Raw genomic sequence first — 17,889 nt, forward strand, 5'->3', positions numbered from 1 at the left:
TAAGTGTTTGAATAATAACATTAGAAACTTACGACAAACTGACAACAAAAACTTATATCTCAGTTGTAGATGCCTTCGGCGGCCAGATAAGATATTGCACAAGCAATACCATCCATACTATCCAAGCCGTCCATAAATTGTGTGACATAAAATGCGCACCGCGCATCATTTGCCCCCAGCCCATGGCAAAACCGAATAGCAGTCCTAATAACAGTCCTGCATTTGCTAACTTAGGTAGCGAGTCTCTAAACCCAAAATAGAGTGCTATCAAAGCAAACCCTCCACTGGCATGCCCACCAGGAAAACAATGTCCCACTTTTCCGCCCGCCGGGAAATGCCCAAACAGTGGTATCCAAGGTTGAGTGCCGCCATAGACCGATAAATCCCAAGGGCAGCTATGCATACTTAGACGCTTTAGAACGGAAATAGCACTGGTGGAAATCACCATAGCTACAAATAACCACAAAAACTGGCGATGGTAAACCTTAGACCAATGGCTACCATTCTGGCTCTTAAATACAAAATGCCATATTTTCAAACCGAAAATCCAAAAACCGAGCATCATTAAGCTCACCACGATCATTAAATTTCTTAGGCCTTTGTGCATCACATCGTCTAGGAATCTGTCACTCTTTAATGGAAATGCCAACGCATGTGCGTCATAAAAAGGCTGAATTAACCAAGCATCTAAATTTGTGTTTGGATATATAAAGGCTAGTAATAATCCCGCAATGACAGGTAATACTAGATGAGAAAACCAAAATGACCGCGGCAATATGCGCTGAAAGTTGATGTTATTCAATTGTGGAATGGATGGAATTAAAGTGTTAAAGAAAAGTTGGATTGGCTGCTTATTCAGCATTACCTTTATGTGACTATGTTTAATAAACTAAGTTAAGCTTACATTTAATAGTTATCAAGCAAAGACAATTGAGCTAAGTCAATTGAGCTAAGTCAAAAAATTTAGGCTCACATTTTCTGTTAGTTTGAGTTTTCGGGAGTTCACTTTTATTATAAATATATAACAACTGGAAATACCGTCACAGCCAATACCAATATGAGCCACTCCATGCCCCAGCGCTCAAGTTGACCAGTAAAATGAAAAAATAGCGTCACAATTGCCACTAAGTAATACAGAAGATACAGAATTAAAGCCATACAACCCCCGAGCTTTTATATTTGATGTAATTATTAATCTATTATAACTAATAATAATGCTCAAAACTGAGGATTTAATGCCATTTTTTGTTTCCAGCATTATTACTATAAAGTTATTAAGAAATAAGTACTTAAATTACTATTTTTAGCTGCGGTTCAAATATTATGACTTGCAATTACTAAAGAATTAGCGTAATTTTCGTTCATTGCTAGGGGTCTATATTTGAGATTAATTGTTTTAGATTAATTTAAAGCATAGTGAGAAACACCCTTTGAACCTGACGCGGGTTATGCCGCCGTAGGAAAGCATGCAATGTGTCGCTACTATATCGTGGTGTATACATACGATGCTTTTCTATGTTGAACCACTCTATAGGAAAGCACAATGAACGCCACCGATAAAAATCTACAGAAAAACCTCTCTAAATTTGTGAGTGAAACCGCGGAAATTGATCCCGCAACCAAATTACCCTTCGCTAACTCACGTAAAGTTTATGTACAAGGCTCACGCCCTGACATTCAAGTACCATTTCGTGAAATTTCATTAAGCGATACACCTTCACAATTTGGCGCTGAAAAAAACCCACCAGTGGTTGTTTACGACACATCTGGCCCATACACAGACCCAAATGTGGACATCGACATTCGTAACGGTTTGCCTGCAATGCGCGCACCATGGATTATGGAACGTGGCGATGTTGAGCAATTAGATGGTCCAAGCTCAGAGTTTGGTCATCAACGTCTAGTTGACCCTGAATTAGCCGAAATGCGCTTTAACTTGCATCGCAAACCATTACGCGCAAAAGCAGGCGCAAACGTTAGCCAAATGCATTACGCACGTAAAGGCATTATCACGCCTGAAATGGAATACATTGCAATTCGCGAAAATCAACGCCGCGAAGGCATGAGTGAGATGTTACTTAAGCAGCATGCAGGTCAAGATTTTGGCGCGAGCATTCCTAAAGTCATCACTGCAGAATTTGTGCGTAGCGAAGTAGCGTTAGGCCGTGCAATTATCCCTGTGAACATTAACCATCCAGAAATCGAGCCTATGATTATCGGCCGTAATTTCTTGGTGAAAATCAACGCTAACATTGGTAACTCTGCGCTAGGTTCTTCAATCAGCGAAGAAGTTGAAAAAATGGTGTGGGGCACACGTTGGGGTGGCGATACCGTGATGGATTTATCTACAGGTAAAAACATTCACGAAACCCGCGAATGGATTATCCGCAACTCACCAGTGCCAATCGGCACTGTGCCTATCTACCAAGCACTTGAAAAAGTAAACGGCAAAGCTGAAGATCTCACTTGGGAAATCTTCCGCGATACATTAATTGAGCAAGCAGAGCAGGGCGTGGATTACTTCACGATTCATGCTGGTGTGCGCTTGGCTTATATTCCAATGACGGCAAAACGTATGACAGGTATCGTGTCACGCGGCGGTTCAATTATGGCTAAATGGTGTTTGGCGCATCATAAAGAATCATTCTTGTACGAGCATTTTGAAGATATTTGCCAAATCATGAAGCAATACGACGTTGCCTTTAGTTTAGGTGATGGCTTACGCCCAGGCTCAATTTACGACGCCAACGATGAAGCACAATTTGCTGAATTGAAAACACTAGGCGAGTTAACGCAAATCGCTTGGAAGCACGACGTGCAATGTATGATTGAAGGCCCAGGCCATGTGCCAATGCACCTCATTAAAGAAAATATGGAGCTTCAATTAGAGCATTGCGGAGAAGCTCCTTTCTACACATTAGGCCCATTAACAACGGACATCGCACCGGGTTATGACCACATTACCTCTGGTATCGGCGCCGCCATGATTGGCTGGTACGGCTGTGCAATGCTTTGCTACGTAACGCCTAAAGAGCACTTAGGCTTGCCAGATAAAGAAGACGTGCGTGTTGGTATCATCACCTACAAAATCGCAGCTCACGCGGCAGACTTAGCAAAAGGTCACCCAGGCGCGCAAATTCGTGACAATGCGCTTTCAAAAGCACGTTTCGAATTCCGTTGGGATGACCAATTTAACCTAGGTCTCGATCCAGAAAAAGCCAAAGAATTCCATGACGAAACATTGCCACAAGAAGGCGCAAAACAAGCGCATTTCTGCTCAATGTGTGGCCCACACTTCTGCTCAATGAAAATCAGCCAAGATGTGCGCGATTACGCAGACAAGCTAGGCGTTAGCGGTGAAGAAGCCCTAGCCAAAGGCATGCAAGAAAAAGCCATTGAGTTTGTGAAAAAAGGTTCTGAGGTTTACCAAAAAGTTTAAATAAATCTCACTCCTTAGATTAGCAAGTTAAGATTAAAAGCCAGCTTTTGCTGGCTTTTTCTTTTGCTAAATATTTAAAGTTTAAGTTTATGTGTTAGCTAGAGCACATTCAATCCCAGCAATCATGGATATCATCACAAATTGTTTTTCAATCAAGTTATTCACATTTGTGATTACCTCAAGGGCTTAGAGCCATTATCTAATTATCAAACGTTCCACATCACTCTTAAGGGAGAACCTAATGCACGTATCTTTTGAAGAAGCACAACATATTATTGAAAGCGCTGTCACAAAATCTAAAGAACTAGGGGTAAAAATGTGTATTGCCGTACTAGATTCTGGCGGCAACATTAAGGCCTTTGCACGCATGGATGACGCATGGGTTGGCAGTAGCGACATTGCCATTAAAAAAGCTAAAACTGCCTGTTACTTTGCCATGCCCTCTGGCGAAATTGGCAAATTGTCCTTACCCGGCTCCCCGCTTTATGGCATTGAACACTCGAACGATGGCCTAATTACATTCCCCGGTGGCGTACCCATTGTAGATAAAGAAGGCAACCTAATTGGCGCAGTTGGAGTGAGCGGCGACACGGTTGAAAATGACCATATTGTAGCCGTAGCAGGTGCAACAAAATGCGGCCAATGCGACATGCCGAAACACCCTTGGAGAACTTAAGGCGAGATTAAATGCAATTTTAAAAAGCCAGCGCTTGCTGGCTTTTTTATTATGTATGTGACTTATAGTCCGTGGCTAATAAAGTGATTTAACTGCAATATTTGATATTCAACATAATCTAAAAGGCAAAGTTTGATGGATAGAAAAACCATTTTGAAAGAAGCCAAAAAACTAGGTTTGCCTGCGCGTGGCACTACTAAAATTTTGAGTGAGAAAATTAAAATACTCAAAACTCACCCTTTAGATTGGTCTAAATTAGAGTTCGAGTTAATTATGAACGACTTGTCGATACATCAAGATTTTAGAGAAGGTGCTATTGAGCGCGTTGAATTAATTCTAAATCAAGGCCTAAATAGCGGCATGGTGGATTCTCTAGGCAATATGGTTACAGGAAGATGTTGGACATTTAGTAGGGGCTTGATTGGTAAACCTGCATATATATTTGTATCAGGAGCCTTAGAATACCGAGGTAAATCAAACCCATATTTAAAACCAGGTAACAAGCCTCTGTTTGCGATTCTCCCTTCAAGTATAGGGCAAGATATTTTTGAAGCGATAAGAAGTTCATCTACACAAAAAATTTAATGTTTTTAGCTTGTCGAATCGCTCGTATAGATTTTTCTAAATTAATAGCTTACATCTTCAAACTGATGATAAAGGTGTTTTAAATTTGGAATGCTTATTCTAAATTGACTGCGAGGTTTGCAAGATGGTTTTTCAGTACTGGCGTTCATCAATTTTGTGCCTGGGTCAAACACGACTAAGCCACGACTTAATGCAGATGAATAAAGATTAAAGTTCGTACCTTCGCCAAGTAATGCAGGGCTTAAGTATTGGTAGCAAGGCGGCGTTACTTTATTACTTATATAAGGCACATAGTCCGCTTGTGTATCTTTTTTGTTGCACTTTGTTAATACTTCTTCAAACCCCCACGTTATCACACATCAATTTGATTTGAGTTCAAACATATCATTGCTTTATTTAGTTTATTTAACTGTCGCTTCAAACCTAGCGGGGTGAGAGAGCGAAAGCGGTTGGGAATCATAAATTCCGCGGGCAAGTCATTATGTGGGACTTTTGTAATCAAATAACAAACATGGTTGAATTGGCGAATTCCGGGTGTAATCCATTGATGCGGGTTATTTGAGCCATCAATTACTGTCCAAACACAATTCCAATCTAAGCTTTTGACCAGCTTAAAATCCTCTCCGTATGTTTCTAAGCCAATTCCTCCCCAAATGTCATCATTTGCATTTGGATGCCTATATGGCAAAAAATACTCGTAAAAAGTATCTTCGTGAAACTGCAATGCTTCATTCATAGAGAGTGACACTACAAATTATCTAAAAAAATGCTGGCTCTATGTTGGCTTATAAAAGCTAGGCTAGGCATAAAGCGTTCTGGAAAATCAATTTTCCTACCCGAGAGCGGCATTAAAACATTCTGTACGAATGTATCTTCACTTTTTATTAGCTGACTAGAAATAATAATTTTGAAATCATCATCTAACGTAATAAATCCTTTATCAAAAGCTCTATCGTGAATTGCTGAAAGACACAATCCATTGCTAGGATTTAAGCGGTTTGTTTTGTCTTTACTCCACGGCACGATATGGCTGGCGATAAGTAATTTAGGTTCTGATAGGCCTGACATGCAACAGCGTCCTTTGTAACTACTCAATACTGCACGGCGAAAAAAGTTTTGCTTAATACGTTGAGTAGTAATCACTAAGCGAGTTTCGCCAGTAAAATCTTCTGGTATTAGCAAATCGTTATCAGATTCCAATTCTGGGGTTACTTCTTTGTCTAGCTGCTTCCGCAGCAGTTGGGACTCAACAGCCAATCGCTCCCAATCCTCATGAAACTCCGCCCATACTTCACGGTCAAGTGCAGAGGCATTACCCAAACCGACTCTGCCAGTGCTTGTTATTGCTGGGTCAAGGCTGGAAATATTGAGCATTTTCATCGCTACAGCACTTGGTGTGCGGCCAATTACATTGGCTAACGAAATGACTTCTTTATTTCGGCTGTCAATTTTTCCAAATGGAATTTGGCAATAAAGATGAAATGCGAGTTTTACTTGCTCTTTTGACCAGAGCTTAGAGTTTGTCATGTTTACAGGAATTTCTACCGCTACTTGTGCGATAGATACCTCATCCTTAATAATGAATGAAGCCATTAGTTTAGCAGTAACTTCTATCATTGGAACCATAGCGGCTTCAGCCAGTTGCTGATAAGCCCTTGTATCTGAAACTGGTATTCTAAAAGTATCGGCAAAGCCCATTAGCCTTGCACATTCACGTGGCGTTAAACGGCGTGGGTTCATACCTTCACCTTGAAACACTAATATTTCTGAGCCATCTTTGTGGTAACGAGCTGACAATGTCCGCGTTACACTCTCTCCCGTTACCAAGCCAAACCCAAAGCCATTGCCTTTTAGCCGGTGTTTTTCTGCATAATTTTGTAAATAACGCCAAAGGTTATCTGTTAGCGTGTATTTGGCGTGCTGTTGATTCGCGTTATGGTCAAAAAAACGACCCTCATCCCATGGTAGCACTGGCTCAGAACCATCTGTTTTATGCAAAATATCTTTGAGCTTGTGCGTGCCTTTTTGTGGTATCTGTAGTGCATCAAAATCAAATGCTGTAGGCTCTTTAAAACCAACAATTAAAATACGCTCACGGTGTTGTGGAGTAAAGTGTGCGCCATCTATTACGCGAGTATGGATAAAGTAACCTAGCTCTTCGGTAAGCGTGCGCTTAATCACATCAAATGTGCGACCTTTATCATGAGAGACTAAATTTTTGACATTCTCTAACAAAAAGGCGCGCGGTTTCTTTGCATCAATAATTCTCGCTACATCAAAAAATAATGTGCCTTGCGTTGCATCTTTAAAGCCATGTTCTTTGCCTAGCGAGTTTTTTTTGCTAACACCTGCGATTGAAAATGGCTGACATGGAAAGCCCGCCAATAAAACATCGTGGTCAGGTATGTCATTTGCATCTACTTGGGTAATGTCACCAGCCATGGTGTGATGCCCATTAAAGTTTTGCACATAAGTTTTCTGTGCATAGCTATCCCACTCACTCGTAAATACGCATTGCCCACCTATGCCTTCAAATGCTGTGCGGATGCCGCCGATACCTGCAAAGAGGTCGATAAATGTGAAACTACCAACTTTTTCTGGACTTGATTCAAACGGCAGTAAAGCCTGCAAGGCTTTTACGGCATAAGGTTTAATAGGTACTTGGCGCAACTCCCAACGACGCACCGTCCGAACATTCATTTGCAAATTGTCTGCAATTTGGTTCTGCGTGTAAAATTTGCGAGCTTGAATTAGATAATGCCATGCGGCATCTTCATCATTCGCAGTAGTAAGAACTGTTGGCATATAAAAAATTGTATCTGGTAATAAAAGCGGACATTACGCCCTTTATTTATCCTGTAAATCAATGAACTTGCACTTAAACATTAACCTCCAAGTTATCTTATTGCTAAGCTCGCATTGATTAATAGCAACCATTCGAATTAATAGTTTAGCTACGTTTAACTACTTTTATTAGGTATTTGATTTCACGCCAGCCGCATTAAGCTAGCACTTTACATTTACCTATCTGGCTGAGTTGTGAACAATATTGAATCCAGTATCGTTGCCGACTTTAGGCAAACCCTGCTTTGGCCTGTGCAGTTAATTTCAGAGTCAAATAGCCAAAAAATCCAACGCCCTTGGGATATTCTCAAAGCTGAAAATTGCGCTTGGCAAGAAATTCAGGATGAATTTTCATTAGCTAAACAATCTTTAAGTGAAGTGCGTTATCAAGAATTTGTCACTTTTATGCCGTTTGCACAGCGTTTTCTGTATGGCGAAGGTAAGCATGGGCGTGAGTCTGGCGGTTATGGTGAATCGCCTTTGCATATATTTTCGCGCTCCGATGTCAGTCAAGTGCGCATTACACTAAAACATGAAAACGCGCCTATCGTATTAAAAGTTGCACACATTGAGCTGTATTTCTTTTTTGATATCGACGTGGCTTTTTTAGCGCTCGAAGTCACGGGGCAAAACATTAAGCTTAACCATGCGATGGATATTCTTTACCGCTTGGGGCGAACTTACCCAAACTATTGGGAAGAAAATGGCGATGCAGGCCATTGCGCAAAAAGCATTGAATGGTTAGATAAGCAAGGCAATGTGCTTTCGCGCTCAGACTACCAAGACAAAACTCGTTATTTAGCTTTTGTAAAAGACAACCATGTGCCTTGCGTTTCATTGCATTGGGAATTTTTAATGGATCCCTTGGTGCAGCATTACTCCAGTCAAGAAGGCCAAATTCGCTATCGTGAGATTGAATACCAGCGCATGCCTTTAATGGCCTATCTAGCCTTTGAGGACATTAGCACGCTCACTCGTGGAGATATGATACGTTTAGGTTTGGTGACCCAGCCTTGGGATTCTGACACTCTGCCGTTTACCGAAGAGTTTTTAAGTAATTTTGAACAAAAACATTGTTATGACCGCTATTGGGACAGCAACAAATTTGACCCTTGGAGCAGCACGCGCATTATGTGCACAGGTCAAAATTTTATTGTCGTTGGTAGCCAACACCACCGCGTATACACCAATGACAAAACTGGTATTAAGCGCAATTATCAAAACCAATATTTCTTATTATTTTTAATTGCCCATTTTCAAAAAGCCGCGCTCTTAATGCTGTCAGACCGCATGGTGCAAGCTATTAGCCGCCTCAATATTGAGGATGAAAATTCCATCAAAGCCTTTAGACAAAGTATACGCAATGTCATGGGCGTATTTTTACGCTTTACGCATCGCTACTGGTTTGAAAGCGTATCAGACCAAGCCGTGGCAAAAGATGTATTTAGCATGATGCATAAGCAATTAGACACGGTAGATCTTTTTAAAAAAACGCGCAGCCGCATTATGGATATGGCTGAATATTTAGAAGGGGAAGAGATTAAGCGCCAAGCAGACACGGTAGTAAGGCTGACAGTGGTCACCATTTTAGGCTTAATCGGCACCATGACCAGCGGCCTGCTAGGCATGAACATTTTCGACTTTAGCCAAGCAAGTAGCCTAGAAAAATTCAGCTACTTTATTGGTATTTTTATCCCGGTTGGCATACTCACGTTTTACACCGTAGTTAAATCGCGCAGACTATCGCTATTTTTAGATGCGCTTTCAAATGAAAATACTGGCTTGTTGTATAAACTAGCTAAATTGAAAAGTGTATGGTTTGGTAAGGTAGAAAATTAAGTTTATAGCTAGCAAATCTATAAGCAAACGTTTTACTTAAACCCTTTAGTTTCTTGAGAAACCATCACTGCAATATCAAAGTAAAGTGCTGGATACAACACGGACATCTCTTCTATTAACAAACTTAACGCTCTACTACGATTTTTGCCTGCATCCTGCGCCTCACTTTTCTTAGCAGCCACTTTATCGAGAATCATTTTTCTGCACCTCATTAAGATTATTGAGCATTTTTAATGCCTTTAAAAATTCTAGCGTAATAATCACAATGCAAAGACCATGCCCATATTTTTAATGGAAATAAAATAATTTAATATATTGATTTAATTGACATATTAGAAACTTATCTTAAGATCTTATGTTGAAAATTTAATATCAACGTTGATTTATCAGCAAATTTTGGAAAGTCTTATGGCTTACTTAGCTATCGTTAAGTGGCTAATATGGGGCGGCATGTTAATATAATTAGCATCATGGCTAATCTATAAGCGTAAACAATGATTGCGATTCTCGAAGCTAAACGTGCGGGGCTACTCTCAAAAAAACATTGGTTAAATAATGTGCTTGCAGGGGCAATCGTTGGGATTGTAGCTTTGCCTTTGGCAATGGCGTTTGCAATTGCATCTGGCGCAAAGCCTGAACAAGGTATTTATACTGCGATAGTGGCGGGCGGCTTAACCTCCCTATTTGGCGGTAGTCGCTTGCAGATAGCAGGGCCTACTGGGGCTTTTATCGTTATTCTTGCCGGCATTACTGCTAAGTACGGTATTGAAGGCTTGCAAGTTGCCACATTAATGGCAGGCGTCATGTTAATGTTGATGGGTTTAACGCGTCTTGGCGGAGTTATAAAATTCATTCCATCTCCCGTTATTGTTGGCTTTACCAGCGGTATTGGCGTAATCATTTGGGTTGGTCAGTGGAAAGATTTTTTTGGCTTGTCGCCAGCAATGGGCGCTGAACATTTTCATGAAAAATTCTGGAATCTAATCCAAGCGTTTCCGGGATTTCAACTGGAACCAACCTTGCTTGGCTTGTTAACACTGGCGGTGCTACTTACCTCACCTCGAATCTTAAAACGCGTTCCGTCACCTTTGGTTGCCATGGTGGTAGCAACGGCGGCTCAATGGTATTTTAATTTTGAAAATGTGGCGACCATTGGCAGCGCTTTCGGTGGGATTCCTCAAAGTTTACCGCATTTCCAATTGCCATCAGTCACATTTTCAGAGGTGCTAAAGTTAATTGGCCCAGCTTTCACCATTGCACTTTTAGGCTCAATTGAATCGTTGCTATCTGCAGTGGTAGCCGATGGTATGACTGGCACCAAACATAATTCGAATCAGGAGTTAATTGGTCAAGGCATTGCAAACATTTTTTCACCCTTATTTGGCGGCTTTGCTTCAACCGGGGCGATTGCTCGAACAGCGACTAATATTCGCAATGGCGGCACTAGCCCGCTAGCAGGTATCGTTCACGCTTTAACACTTGTGGTGATTGTATTAGTGCTGGCCCCATTAGCTTCACATATCCCGTTATGCTCTTTATCCGCGATTCTCTTTGTTGTTGCTTACAATATGAGCGAGCTACATCGCTTTTCTCATATGGTGCGAACCGCACCAAAGCCTGATGTGGCGGTATTGCTTATTTCATTCTTGCTAACGGTGTTTGGTGACTTGGTCATCGCAGTCAATATTGGCGTACTACTGGCATGTTTGCTCTTCATGAAGCGCATGTCAGAAACCTTTGTGATTGAACAACATGCAGTAGAAGATTTAAAGGTAATGCCAGAGAATGCAGACTTCAAATTTCCGCCCAAAACTGTCATATTTAATATGGAAGGGCCTTTCTTTTTCGGGGCTGCTCAGCATTTAGAAAGTGCACTGGAAGATGTGCATGGACACGCCAACATCTTGGTATTGCGCCTTGGGCAAGTGCCTTTTATTGATGCAACAGGTACCCAAGCACTTTGGGACTTACTCGACACTTGCAAACACCATAAAACAAGGTTGGTACTCAGTGAAGCACGTCCCAATGTGCTTAGAAAATTGACCTTAGCTGGGTTGTTGCAGCAATTAGGCAAAGATAATGTTATCAACCATTTGCATGAGTTACATTAAAACAATTAGGCGTGAAATATTTTCCAAATATTGCCTCATAAATTGGCTCCATTGGCTGATTAAATAAATAGAAGTGATAAGCTATATTTTGGTAAAATAGCCTTACAAATTAAATGAATAGACTATTTTGACCACGATTAAACTCAATAAAAAATCTGATGACACGCAAGTAAAGGCCAGTAAGCCGCCTGTGCGTCGTACCAATGCTGGTGTGCGCGACCGTAGCGTAGCGCCGCCTAAAGTGAATGCGCCTGTTAGAGACGAACAACCAGCTGAAAGAAACACCGAAAGACAAGAGCGTTCAAATTCAGCACCAGCCAGTGCTGGACAGCGTAACCATCGCTTTGATGGTAAGCCGCGTGAGAACTCACATTCGGATGATAGACAAAATACACGTCCAGTTTATCCAGATAGATCTGCCGAGGAAAGAGAGCAACAACCTCGCCAAGCACGGCCGCAAGGGGTTGATACACGCATTACGCCACGTCCTGATAAGAACGAGCCTCAGTATCGTCAAGCGCCACGTCGTGGCGGCAAAGTGCGCGATGGTTATGATGCAGTTAATACGCCACAGTATGGCGCTGCTGCAAAAGCAGCCTACAAATCTACTGCAATTAGCACTGAGTTACCGCGCCTTTCTAAAGTGATGGCAGAGCGCGGAATTTGCTCACGCCGTGAAGCGGATGAGTGGATTATGAATAGCTGGGTGATGGTGGATGGCGTGATTATTGATACGCTAGGCACTCGCATTAACCCAGACGCTGAAATTGTGATTAGTAGTTACGCGCATGAAGTGCAAGCCGAAACGGTGACGATTATTCTGCATAAACCGGTAGGCTACGTGAGCGGACAAGCAGAAGACGGTTACCAACCGGCCATTGTGTTAGTGCATCCAGACAACGAGTGGTTAGATGACCCTGAGCTAAATCAGCTTCACGAACGTGAATTTCAGCGTAGATATTTAAATGGCCTTGCACCTGCAGGCCGCTTAGATATTGATTCTACAGGAATGTTAGTACTCACTCAGGATGGCCGCATAGCACGCCATTTGATTGGTGAAGACTCAACGGTAGAAAAAGAATATTTGGTGCGCGTAGAAGGTACTTTAGATGATGACGGTTTAAAACGCTTGAATCACGGTTTGAGTTTAGATGGTGAAAAACTCAAACCAGCAAAAGTGAGTTGGCAGAATGAAGATCAATTGCGCTTTGTACTGCGCGAAGGTAAAAAACGTCAAATTCGCCGTATGTGCGAAATGGTAGGCTTGCATGTTGTTGGCTTAAAACGCGTGCGTATCGGAAGTGTTAATTTAGGGAAATTACCCGTCGGTCAATGGCGTTACTTACGAAATGGCGAACGTTTCTAAGGTATGCATCTAGCGGTCGTTTTGGAAGATATTTAGGGAAATTATGAGTTTATTAGATAACTTAGCAACAGCAGTAATGGGTAAGACAATGGTTGGTAGTCAAGGCAGTATGGTGCAAATTGGTATGGAAATGTTTAATCAATATGGTGGCTTAAATGGCATTTTAGACAAATTCAAACAAGCTGGTTTAGGCGATTTAGCAACTTCATGGGTTGGTAAAGGGCAAAATTTGCCCGTCACGGCTGAGCAAATTTCTAGCGTTTTAGGCAATAGCCTGATTGCTGAAATGGCCGCAAAATTTGGCATGACATCAGAAGAGTTAACTAGCAAGATTGCACAAAATTTGCCTAGCATAATCAATAAAATGACGCCAAATGGTGAAGTTCCTGCGGATTCAAGTAACTTACTCAGCATGGTAATGAAAATGCTTAAATAAGCGTTGAATGCAAATTTGGTAATTCAATAGAGCGATATATCGCTCTATTTTGAATAAAAGTATCAAATACCTCTTCCCGACAAAACTGACCTATTCTAAAACTCAAACCTGTTAAAATACCTCATGGACTTATTACTCATATTAAAAGCCTTAATCCTTGGTGTAGTCGAAGGCGCTACCGAATTTTTGCCAATTAGCAGCACAGGGCATTTAATTATTGTGGGCGATTGGCTTAACTTTAACGATGAAAAAGGTAAAGTGTTTGAAATTGTGATTCAGCTCGCAGCTATTTTAGCTGTTTGCTGGGAGTATAGACGCAAACTGATTGACACCGCTTTGCAAATTACTACCCAGAGTAAAGCGCAACAATTTGTATTAAATCTATTTTTAGCATTTTTGCCTGCTGCCATATTAGGGTTGGCTTTTCATAGCTTTATTAAAGAATATTTGTTTTCACCAATTACAGTGGCTATCGCTTTACTTATTGGTGGCTTTGCGATTTTATTCATTGAAAACCAAACCTTTAAAACACCTACGGTCAGTATTGATGATCTAACGCCTAATCAGGCATTTAAAGTTGGTCTGGCACAGTCACTCGCATTATTTCCAGGTATTTCTCGGGCGGGTGCGACTATTCTAGGTGGCATGATATTTGGTTTAAATAGAAAGACCGCAACAGAGTTCTCATTTTTTCTAGCAATTCCCATCATGTTTGCCGCAACAGTATTAGATGTTTATAAAAGCAGAAGTATTCTTTCTTTTGATGATATAGGTATGTTTGCCGCGGGTTTTGTCACAGCATTTTTATCAGCCTTAATAGCCATTCGCTTTCTATTAAAATTTGTCGCGAGCCATGATTTCAAGGTCTTTGCTTGGTATCGCATTATATTTGGCGCAGTAGTGTTGGCCTATTACTGGCATTAAAATGACACAAACCGTTAGCGGTTATGATGATTTAGTCGCAACGCTTAATCTATTTTCCGCTCCGGCTGCTATTGAGCCGCTAGCCTTTGGCACTGCAATTGATCAAGTAGGCGCCGATGCCTACACATTAACCGCAACAATTACAGTTTTGCCTTTTTTGCAGCCATTTCCATTAGGCGTATTCGCCCTTATCGGTAGCGCTGCATTTTTGGGGCTCGGTCTGCAATTATTTAGGGGCGAGCAAACTCTAAGTCTACCCAATAAACTTCGCAATTTGACGTTGAATTTGCGCACTCGACAAGTTCTAGTAAAGACTTGTTTAAAAATCATGCATTTTTTTCATCGCTTTACCAAACCACGTTTAAGGTTTTTGGTCGAAGGTAAGTTAGGCCAAAAAATGGGCGGCTTTATATTCATCGCGGTGGGCGTTATCGTTGCTATTCCGTTAGCAGGCATGCCATTTAAAAACTTATTCCCAAGTTTAGCTATTCTATTTTACTGCACCGGAGAAACTGAGCATGATGGCTTAATGGTGATTTTTTCGTTGATCTGTATTGTTCTATCTATTATTTTATATTGCATAGTGCTATATATCGCATGGAGATTTGGCGCAGCCGCGATTGATCATTTTTTTTGGAAATAGTATTAACAAAGCGCTAGTGTTAAACTTTTGTAAACTCAGTTTGAAACCTTGTATCGAGAGTCGTCATGAAAAAATTTCTTAAATATGGCCTATATTTTGTTGGCGGCTTAATCGGTCTGGTTTTAATTGCCGTAGGTATTATTTCTGCTACCTTCAATCCCAATGATTACAAGCAAAAAGTAATTGATTTGGTTCAAGAAAAAAAAGAACGCACGCTTAAGTTAGACGGCGACATTAAGTTGGCTTTTTGGCCTAAGATTGGCGCAGATTTAGGCAAGATTTCAATTTCTGAACATAAAAATAGTAAAGAATTTGCCTCCGTTAATGGAGTTAAAGTTTCACTCGCCTTACTGCCTCTACTTAAAAAAGAGTTAGTGGTAGATACTGTTTATATCGATGGCGCGCAAGCCAATATCGTTAAATATAAAGATGGCACTACCAACTTTGATGACTTAATGAGCAAGGAAGAAGAGTCTCAAGATATTAAGTTTGATATTGATGGGGTAAATGTGACTAACTCAGCCGTGAGTTATAGCGATGAAGGCACAGGCGCTAAATACAGCATTTCAAAGTTTAATCTCAAAACTGGTCATGTTGCACTGGCTGAGCCAGTTGATGTCACAACTGATTTCACCATCAATTCAAATCAACCAGAAATTTCCGCTAATGCCAATATAAAAGGCACTTTCTTGGTAGACCCTGAGACAAAACATTTTGTCGCAAAAGGTTTAGATGCTGCAATAAAAGGTGATTTACTTGGCGGTAAAAATGTAGATATAGTACTTAGCGGTGATGTAGACGCCAAACCTGAATCTCGTGAATTTTTGGTGGATAGCTTAAAACTGGTTGGTTCTGGTCAGTTTAATGATGCAAAACTGAGCATTGAGCTTAACGCACCTAAACTAAACGCCCAGAAAGATGAAGTCACTAGCAAAAAAACTACCGTGACTTTAATACAAGAAAAAGCAGGTGATACCTTTAAAGCAAATCTAGAGCTAGCTGACATTAAAGGCTCGCCAAAAGCTTTAGAAAGCAGCGGCATTACTGGCGACATCGCAGCCGTGCAAGGCAAACGTACCGTTACAGGAAAATTCTCTTCTCCGTTTAGCGGCAACCTAGAAAGCCTGATTTTCGACTTACCAAAATTGGCTGGTAACCTAGATATTAAAGACCCTAGCTTGCCCAATGGTGGCATGAAAGGTCTATTCAACCTTTCTGCGCACACTGATATTAAAAATGAACTCGCCAATAGCAAGTTTAGTTTAAATATTGATGAAACCAAGCTGAATGGTGATGTTGCGGTCACTAGCTTTAAAAAGCCAAGTATCAAATTTAACTTGAATGCGGATAAGCTAAATCTGAATAAACTATTAGCAAAATCTAGCGAATCAAAAGCGCCCAGTAGCGGAAAACCTGCAGATTTAAGCGCCATGAAAAACTTGCTATTAGATGGCAAGCTGAACGTGGGTAGTATTCAATATGAGAAATTCCAAATTTCAGGGCTGAATGTGGCTATAAAAGCTGATGGAGAAAAGCTGACCTTGAGCGGTTTGAACGTTAAAGTCGATGACAGCCAAATTAAAGGTAACTTCGGCATTAGCCACTTTGCAAAACCACTTTATACCTTTGATTTAGCTATAGATCAGCTAGATGTGGATAAATACGCATCAACCAGCAAAACAGATTCTAAGGCTAGCCGTGATAGTAAGCCTCTTGATTTAAGTGCTCTTAAAGCCTTAAATGCTGATGGAAACTTGCGAATTGGTAGCCTTAAATATGGCAAAACTAGAGCGTCAAATATCCGTATCGACTTAAAAGCCGATGGTCAGAAACTTAACTTGAATCCTGTTGCGGCTAAAATTGATGACAGCCAAGTGAATGCTAACGTTGGTATCTCAAGATTCAACGACCCAATTTATAGCTTTAACGTAAATATAGATAAGCTAGATGCTGACCGCTACATCACCAAAGGTAATTCAACGACCAAAAGTGAGGGCGATGCACATATCGATTTATCCGCATTAAAAAAGTTGAACGCTTCAGGCGAGGCGAAAATCGGCTGGCTTAAATTGGCAAATGTTAAAACTGAGAATGTGAATCTTGGTTTAAAAGCAGAAGGGGGCGTGGCGACACTTTCACCATTTTCGGCCGATTTGTATCAAGGTAGTATGAGTGGTTTGCTAAAGGTAGATGCACGTTCTACCCCTAGCATAGCCTTCAAGCAAAATATGAAAAACGTTTCGATTGGTCCGTTGTTAGTAGATTCTATTAATAATGATATGTTGTCAGGCAAGGGTGCTGTTAATGTTGATGTAACGACGGCTGGTAACACAGTGGGCGCGCTTAAGAAAGCTTTATCAGGTAACTCATCTCTAAGCCTTACCGATGGTGCGTTAAAAGGCGTGGATATTGCGGGTAGTGTTCGTGAGCTTAAAAACAAGGTTAACATCCTTAAAACTAAAGACGCCAATGCTGATAAATCTAAGAAAACTGACTTCAGTGAACTCACTGCCTCGTTCACCATTAAAAATGGCGTAGCGCATAATGAAGATTTAGCCATGAAGGCACCGATTCTAAGATTAGCTAAAGGTGACAGTCGTGGTGATATTGATATTGGCAATGAAACAATCAATTATTTAGCAAAGCCAACGATTGTTAAATCACTAAAAGGTCAGCAAGGCGCGGATTTAGACGCTTTGGCAGGTTTCGCAATTCCTCTTAAAATTACTGGCACATTTTCTAGCCCAAAATATGGGATGGATCTTGCCGCTGTTGGCGCGGCACTAGCAAAATCGAATCTGCTAGATAAAGTAGGCGGCGACAAAGGGACTGCGGTTAAAGAGTTACTTGGTGATGGCAATAAAGTAGATGCACTGAGTGACTTACTCGGCAAGAAAAAAACAACTGAAACCACAACTGCTCCTACAACGGGTGATACTCCAGCAAAACCAGCTGAAGCGCCAAAATCTGCAGAAGATCAAGCTAAAGACAAACTCAAAAAACTACTTAAATTCTAGTGTTTTGAA

Annotated in this window: 16 protein-coding genes and 1 riboswitch; of the genes, 10 read left to right on the top strand and 6 right to left on the bottom strand. The window is 41.0% G+C overall.

Features of this window, described 5'->3' with window-relative positions:
- Nucleotides 1–52 precede the first annotated feature (52 nt).
- Together PSV17_RS05555 and PSV17_RS05560 are read right to left on the bottom strand one after the other, a co-directional pair.
- Complete coding sequence (locus PSV17_RS05555) at nucleotides 53–862, bottom strand: phosphatase PAP2 family protein (protein ID WP_300480452.1); 810 nt, start codon at nucleotides 860–862, stop codon at nucleotides 53–55.
- 149 nt (nucleotides 863–1,011) lie between these two features.
- A complete protein-coding gene (locus tag PSV17_RS05560) occupies nucleotides 1,012–1,158 on the bottom strand; it encodes a hypothetical protein (RefSeq protein WP_300480455.1) in 147 nt (48 codons plus the stop codon).
- Between the two features lie 201 nt (nucleotides 1,159–1,359).
- Nucleotides 1,360–1,480, top strand: a riboswitch (TPP riboswitch).
- Nucleotides 1,481–1,543: 63 nt separating this feature from the next.
- Between PSV17_RS05560 and thiC the strand changes: the two genes are divergently transcribed.
- The 3 genes from thiC (at nucleotide 1,544) to PSV17_RS05575 (ending at nucleotide 4,700) form a co-directional block, all read left to right on the top strand.
- The gene (gene thiC, locus PSV17_RS05565; RefSeq protein WP_300480457.1) at nucleotides 1,544–3,439 is read left to right on the top strand and encodes a phosphomethylpyrimidine synthase ThiC; all 1,896 of its coding nucleotides are present in this window, start codon (nucleotides 1,544–1,546) and stop codon (nucleotides 3,437–3,439) included.
- A gap of 241 nt (nucleotides 3,440–3,680) precedes the next feature.
- On the top strand, nucleotides 3,681–4,115 hold the full coding sequence (locus tag PSV17_RS05570; protein ID WP_300480459.1) for a heme-binding protein: 435 nt from the start codon (nucleotides 3,681–3,683) through the stop codon (nucleotides 4,113–4,115).
- Nucleotides 4,116–4,250: 135 nt separating this feature from the next.
- Nucleotides 4,251–4,700, top strand: a complete 450-nt coding sequence (locus PSV17_RS05575; protein ID WP_300480461.1) for a hypothetical protein — start codon at nucleotides 4,251–4,253, stop codon at nucleotides 4,698–4,700.
- Between the two features lie 41 nt (nucleotides 4,701–4,741).
- On the opposite strand, the gene PSV17_RS05580 is transcribed toward PSV17_RS05575, so the two are convergent.
- Genes PSV17_RS05580 through dcm form a run of 3 tightly spaced genes read right to left on the bottom strand, consistent with a single transcriptional unit; the run spans nucleotide 4,742 to nucleotide 7,505 of the window.
- Nucleotides 4,742–5,056, bottom strand: coding sequence for an MvaI/BcnI family restriction endonuclease (locus PSV17_RS05580; protein ID WP_300480464.1), 315 nt, complete (start codon nucleotides 5,054–5,056; stop codon nucleotides 4,742–4,744).
- Nucleotides 5,053–5,436: a hypothetical protein gene (locus PSV17_RS05585; RefSeq protein ID WP_300480466.1), complete on the bottom strand. Its 384-nt coding sequence runs from the start codon at nucleotides 5,434–5,436 to the stop codon at nucleotides 5,053–5,055. Before PSV17_RS05585 ends, PSV17_RS05580 begins: the two co-directional genes overlap by 4 nt.
- An 11-nt stretch (nucleotides 5,437–5,447) precedes the next feature.
- Nucleotides 5,448–7,505, bottom strand: coding sequence for a DNA (cytosine-5-)-methyltransferase (gene dcm, locus PSV17_RS05590; RefSeq protein WP_300480468.1), 2,058 nt, complete (start codon nucleotides 7,503–7,505; stop codon nucleotides 5,448–5,450).
- A 234-nt stretch (nucleotides 7,506–7,739) separates the two neighbouring features.
- Between dcm and PSV17_RS05595 the strand changes: the two genes are divergently transcribed.
- Nucleotides 7,740–9,383: a hypothetical protein gene (locus PSV17_RS05595; RefSeq protein ID WP_300480469.1), complete on the top strand. Its 1,644-nt coding sequence runs from the start codon at nucleotides 7,740–7,742 to the stop codon at nucleotides 9,381–9,383.
- Nucleotides 9,384–9,415: 32 nt separating this feature from the next.
- Here the strand turns inward: PSV17_RS05595 and PSV17_RS05600 are convergent, their stop codons facing one another.
- The gene (locus PSV17_RS05600) at nucleotides 9,416–9,580 is read right to left on the bottom strand and encodes a hypothetical protein (protein WP_300480472.1); all 165 of its coding nucleotides are present in this window, start codon (nucleotides 9,578–9,580) and stop codon (nucleotides 9,416–9,418) included.
- A 297-nt stretch (nucleotides 9,581–9,877) separates the two neighbouring features.
- On the opposite strand from PSV17_RS05600, the gene PSV17_RS05605 reads away from it, so the two are divergent.
- The 6 genes from PSV17_RS05605 to PSV17_RS05630 all read left to right on the top strand — a co-directional run bounded on the left by PSV17_RS05605 (nucleotide 9,878) and on the right by PSV17_RS05630 (nucleotide 17,880).
- Entirely contained in the window at nucleotides 9,878–11,494 is a 1,617-nt protein-coding gene (locus PSV17_RS05605; protein ID WP_300480475.1) for a SulP family inorganic anion transporter, read from the top strand.
- A gap of 127 nt (nucleotides 11,495–11,621) precedes the next feature.
- A complete protein-coding gene (locus tag PSV17_RS05610; RefSeq protein WP_300480477.1) occupies nucleotides 11,622–12,860 on the top strand; it encodes a pseudouridine synthase in 1,239 nt (412 codons plus the stop codon).
- A 43-nt stretch (nucleotides 12,861–12,903) separates the two neighbouring features.
- Nucleotides 12,904–13,296: a YidB family protein gene (locus PSV17_RS05615; protein ID WP_300480479.1), complete on the top strand. Its 393-nt coding sequence runs from the start codon at nucleotides 12,904–12,906 to the stop codon at nucleotides 13,294–13,296.
- 123 nt (nucleotides 13,297–13,419) lie between these two features.
- Nucleotides 13,420–14,220, top strand: coding sequence for an undecaprenyl-diphosphate phosphatase (locus PSV17_RS05620; protein ID WP_300480481.1), 801 nt, complete (start codon nucleotides 13,420–13,422; stop codon nucleotides 14,218–14,220).
- A gap of 1 nt (nucleotide 14,221) precedes the next feature.
- Nucleotides 14,222–14,863 (top strand): exopolysaccharide biosynthesis protein, encoded by a 642-nt coding sequence (locus PSV17_RS05625; protein WP_300480484.1) that lies wholly within the window; start codon nucleotides 14,222–14,224, stop codon nucleotides 14,861–14,863.
- 65 nt (nucleotides 14,864–14,928) lie between these two features.
- Nucleotides 14,929–17,880, top strand: coding sequence for an AsmA family protein (locus tag PSV17_RS05630; protein ID WP_300480487.1), 2,952 nt, complete (start codon nucleotides 14,929–14,931; stop codon nucleotides 17,878–17,880).
- The last annotated feature ends 9 nt before the right edge of the window (nucleotides 17,881–17,889 follow it).

Source organism: Methylotenera sp., assembly GCF_029946165.1.
Lineage (GTDB): Bacteria > Pseudomonadota > Gammaproteobacteria > Burkholderiales > Methylophilaceae > Methylotenera.

Bases quoted from the DNA above. Each gene is read 5' to 3' on its own strand.
- PSV17_RS05615 (WP_300480479.1), top strand. From the start codon at position 12,904: ATGAGTTTATTAGATAACTTAGCAACAGCAGTAATGGGTAAGACAATG.
- PSV17_RS05575 (WP_300480461.1), top strand. From the start codon at position 4,251: ATGGATAGAAAAACCATTTTGAAAGAAGCCAAAAAACTAGGTTTGCCT.
- thiC (WP_300480457.1), top strand. From the start codon at position 1,544: ATGAACGCCACCGATAAAAATCTACAGAAAAACCTCTCTAAATTTGTG.
- PSV17_RS05560 (WP_300480455.1), bottom strand. From the start codon at position 1,158: ATGGCTTTAATTCTGTATCTTCTGTATTACTTAGTGGCAATTGTGACG.
- dcm (WP_300480468.1), bottom strand. From the start codon at position 7,505: ATGCCAACAGTTCTTACTACTGCGAATGATGAAGATGCCGCATGGCAT.
- PSV17_RS05600 (WP_300480472.1), bottom strand. From the start codon at position 9,580: ATGATTCTCGATAAAGTGGCTGCTAAGAAAAGTGAGGCGCAGGATGCA.
- PSV17_RS05625 (WP_300480484.1), top strand. From the start codon at position 14,222: ATGACACAAACCGTTAGCGGTTATGATGATTTAGTCGCAACGCTTAAT.
- PSV17_RS05570 (WP_300480459.1), top strand. From the start codon at position 3,681: ATGCACGTATCTTTTGAAGAAGCACAACATATTATTGAAAGCGCTGTC.
- PSV17_RS05620 (WP_300480481.1), top strand. From the start codon at position 13,420: ATGGACTTATTACTCATATTAAAAGCCTTAATCCTTGGTGTAGTCGAA.
- PSV17_RS05585 (WP_300480466.1), bottom strand. From the start codon at position 5,436: ATGAATGAAGCATTGCAGTTTCACGAAGATACTTTTTACGAGTATTTT.
- PSV17_RS05630 (WP_300480487.1), top strand. From the start codon at position 14,929: ATGAAAAAATTTCTTAAATATGGCCTATATTTTGTTGGCGGCTTAATC.
- PSV17_RS05605 (WP_300480475.1), top strand. From the start codon at position 9,878: ATGATTGCGATTCTCGAAGCTAAACGTGCGGGGCTACTCTCAAAAAAA.
- PSV17_RS05555 (WP_300480452.1), bottom strand. From the start codon at position 862: ATGCTGAATAAGCAGCCAATCCAACTTTTCTTTAACACTTTAATTCCA.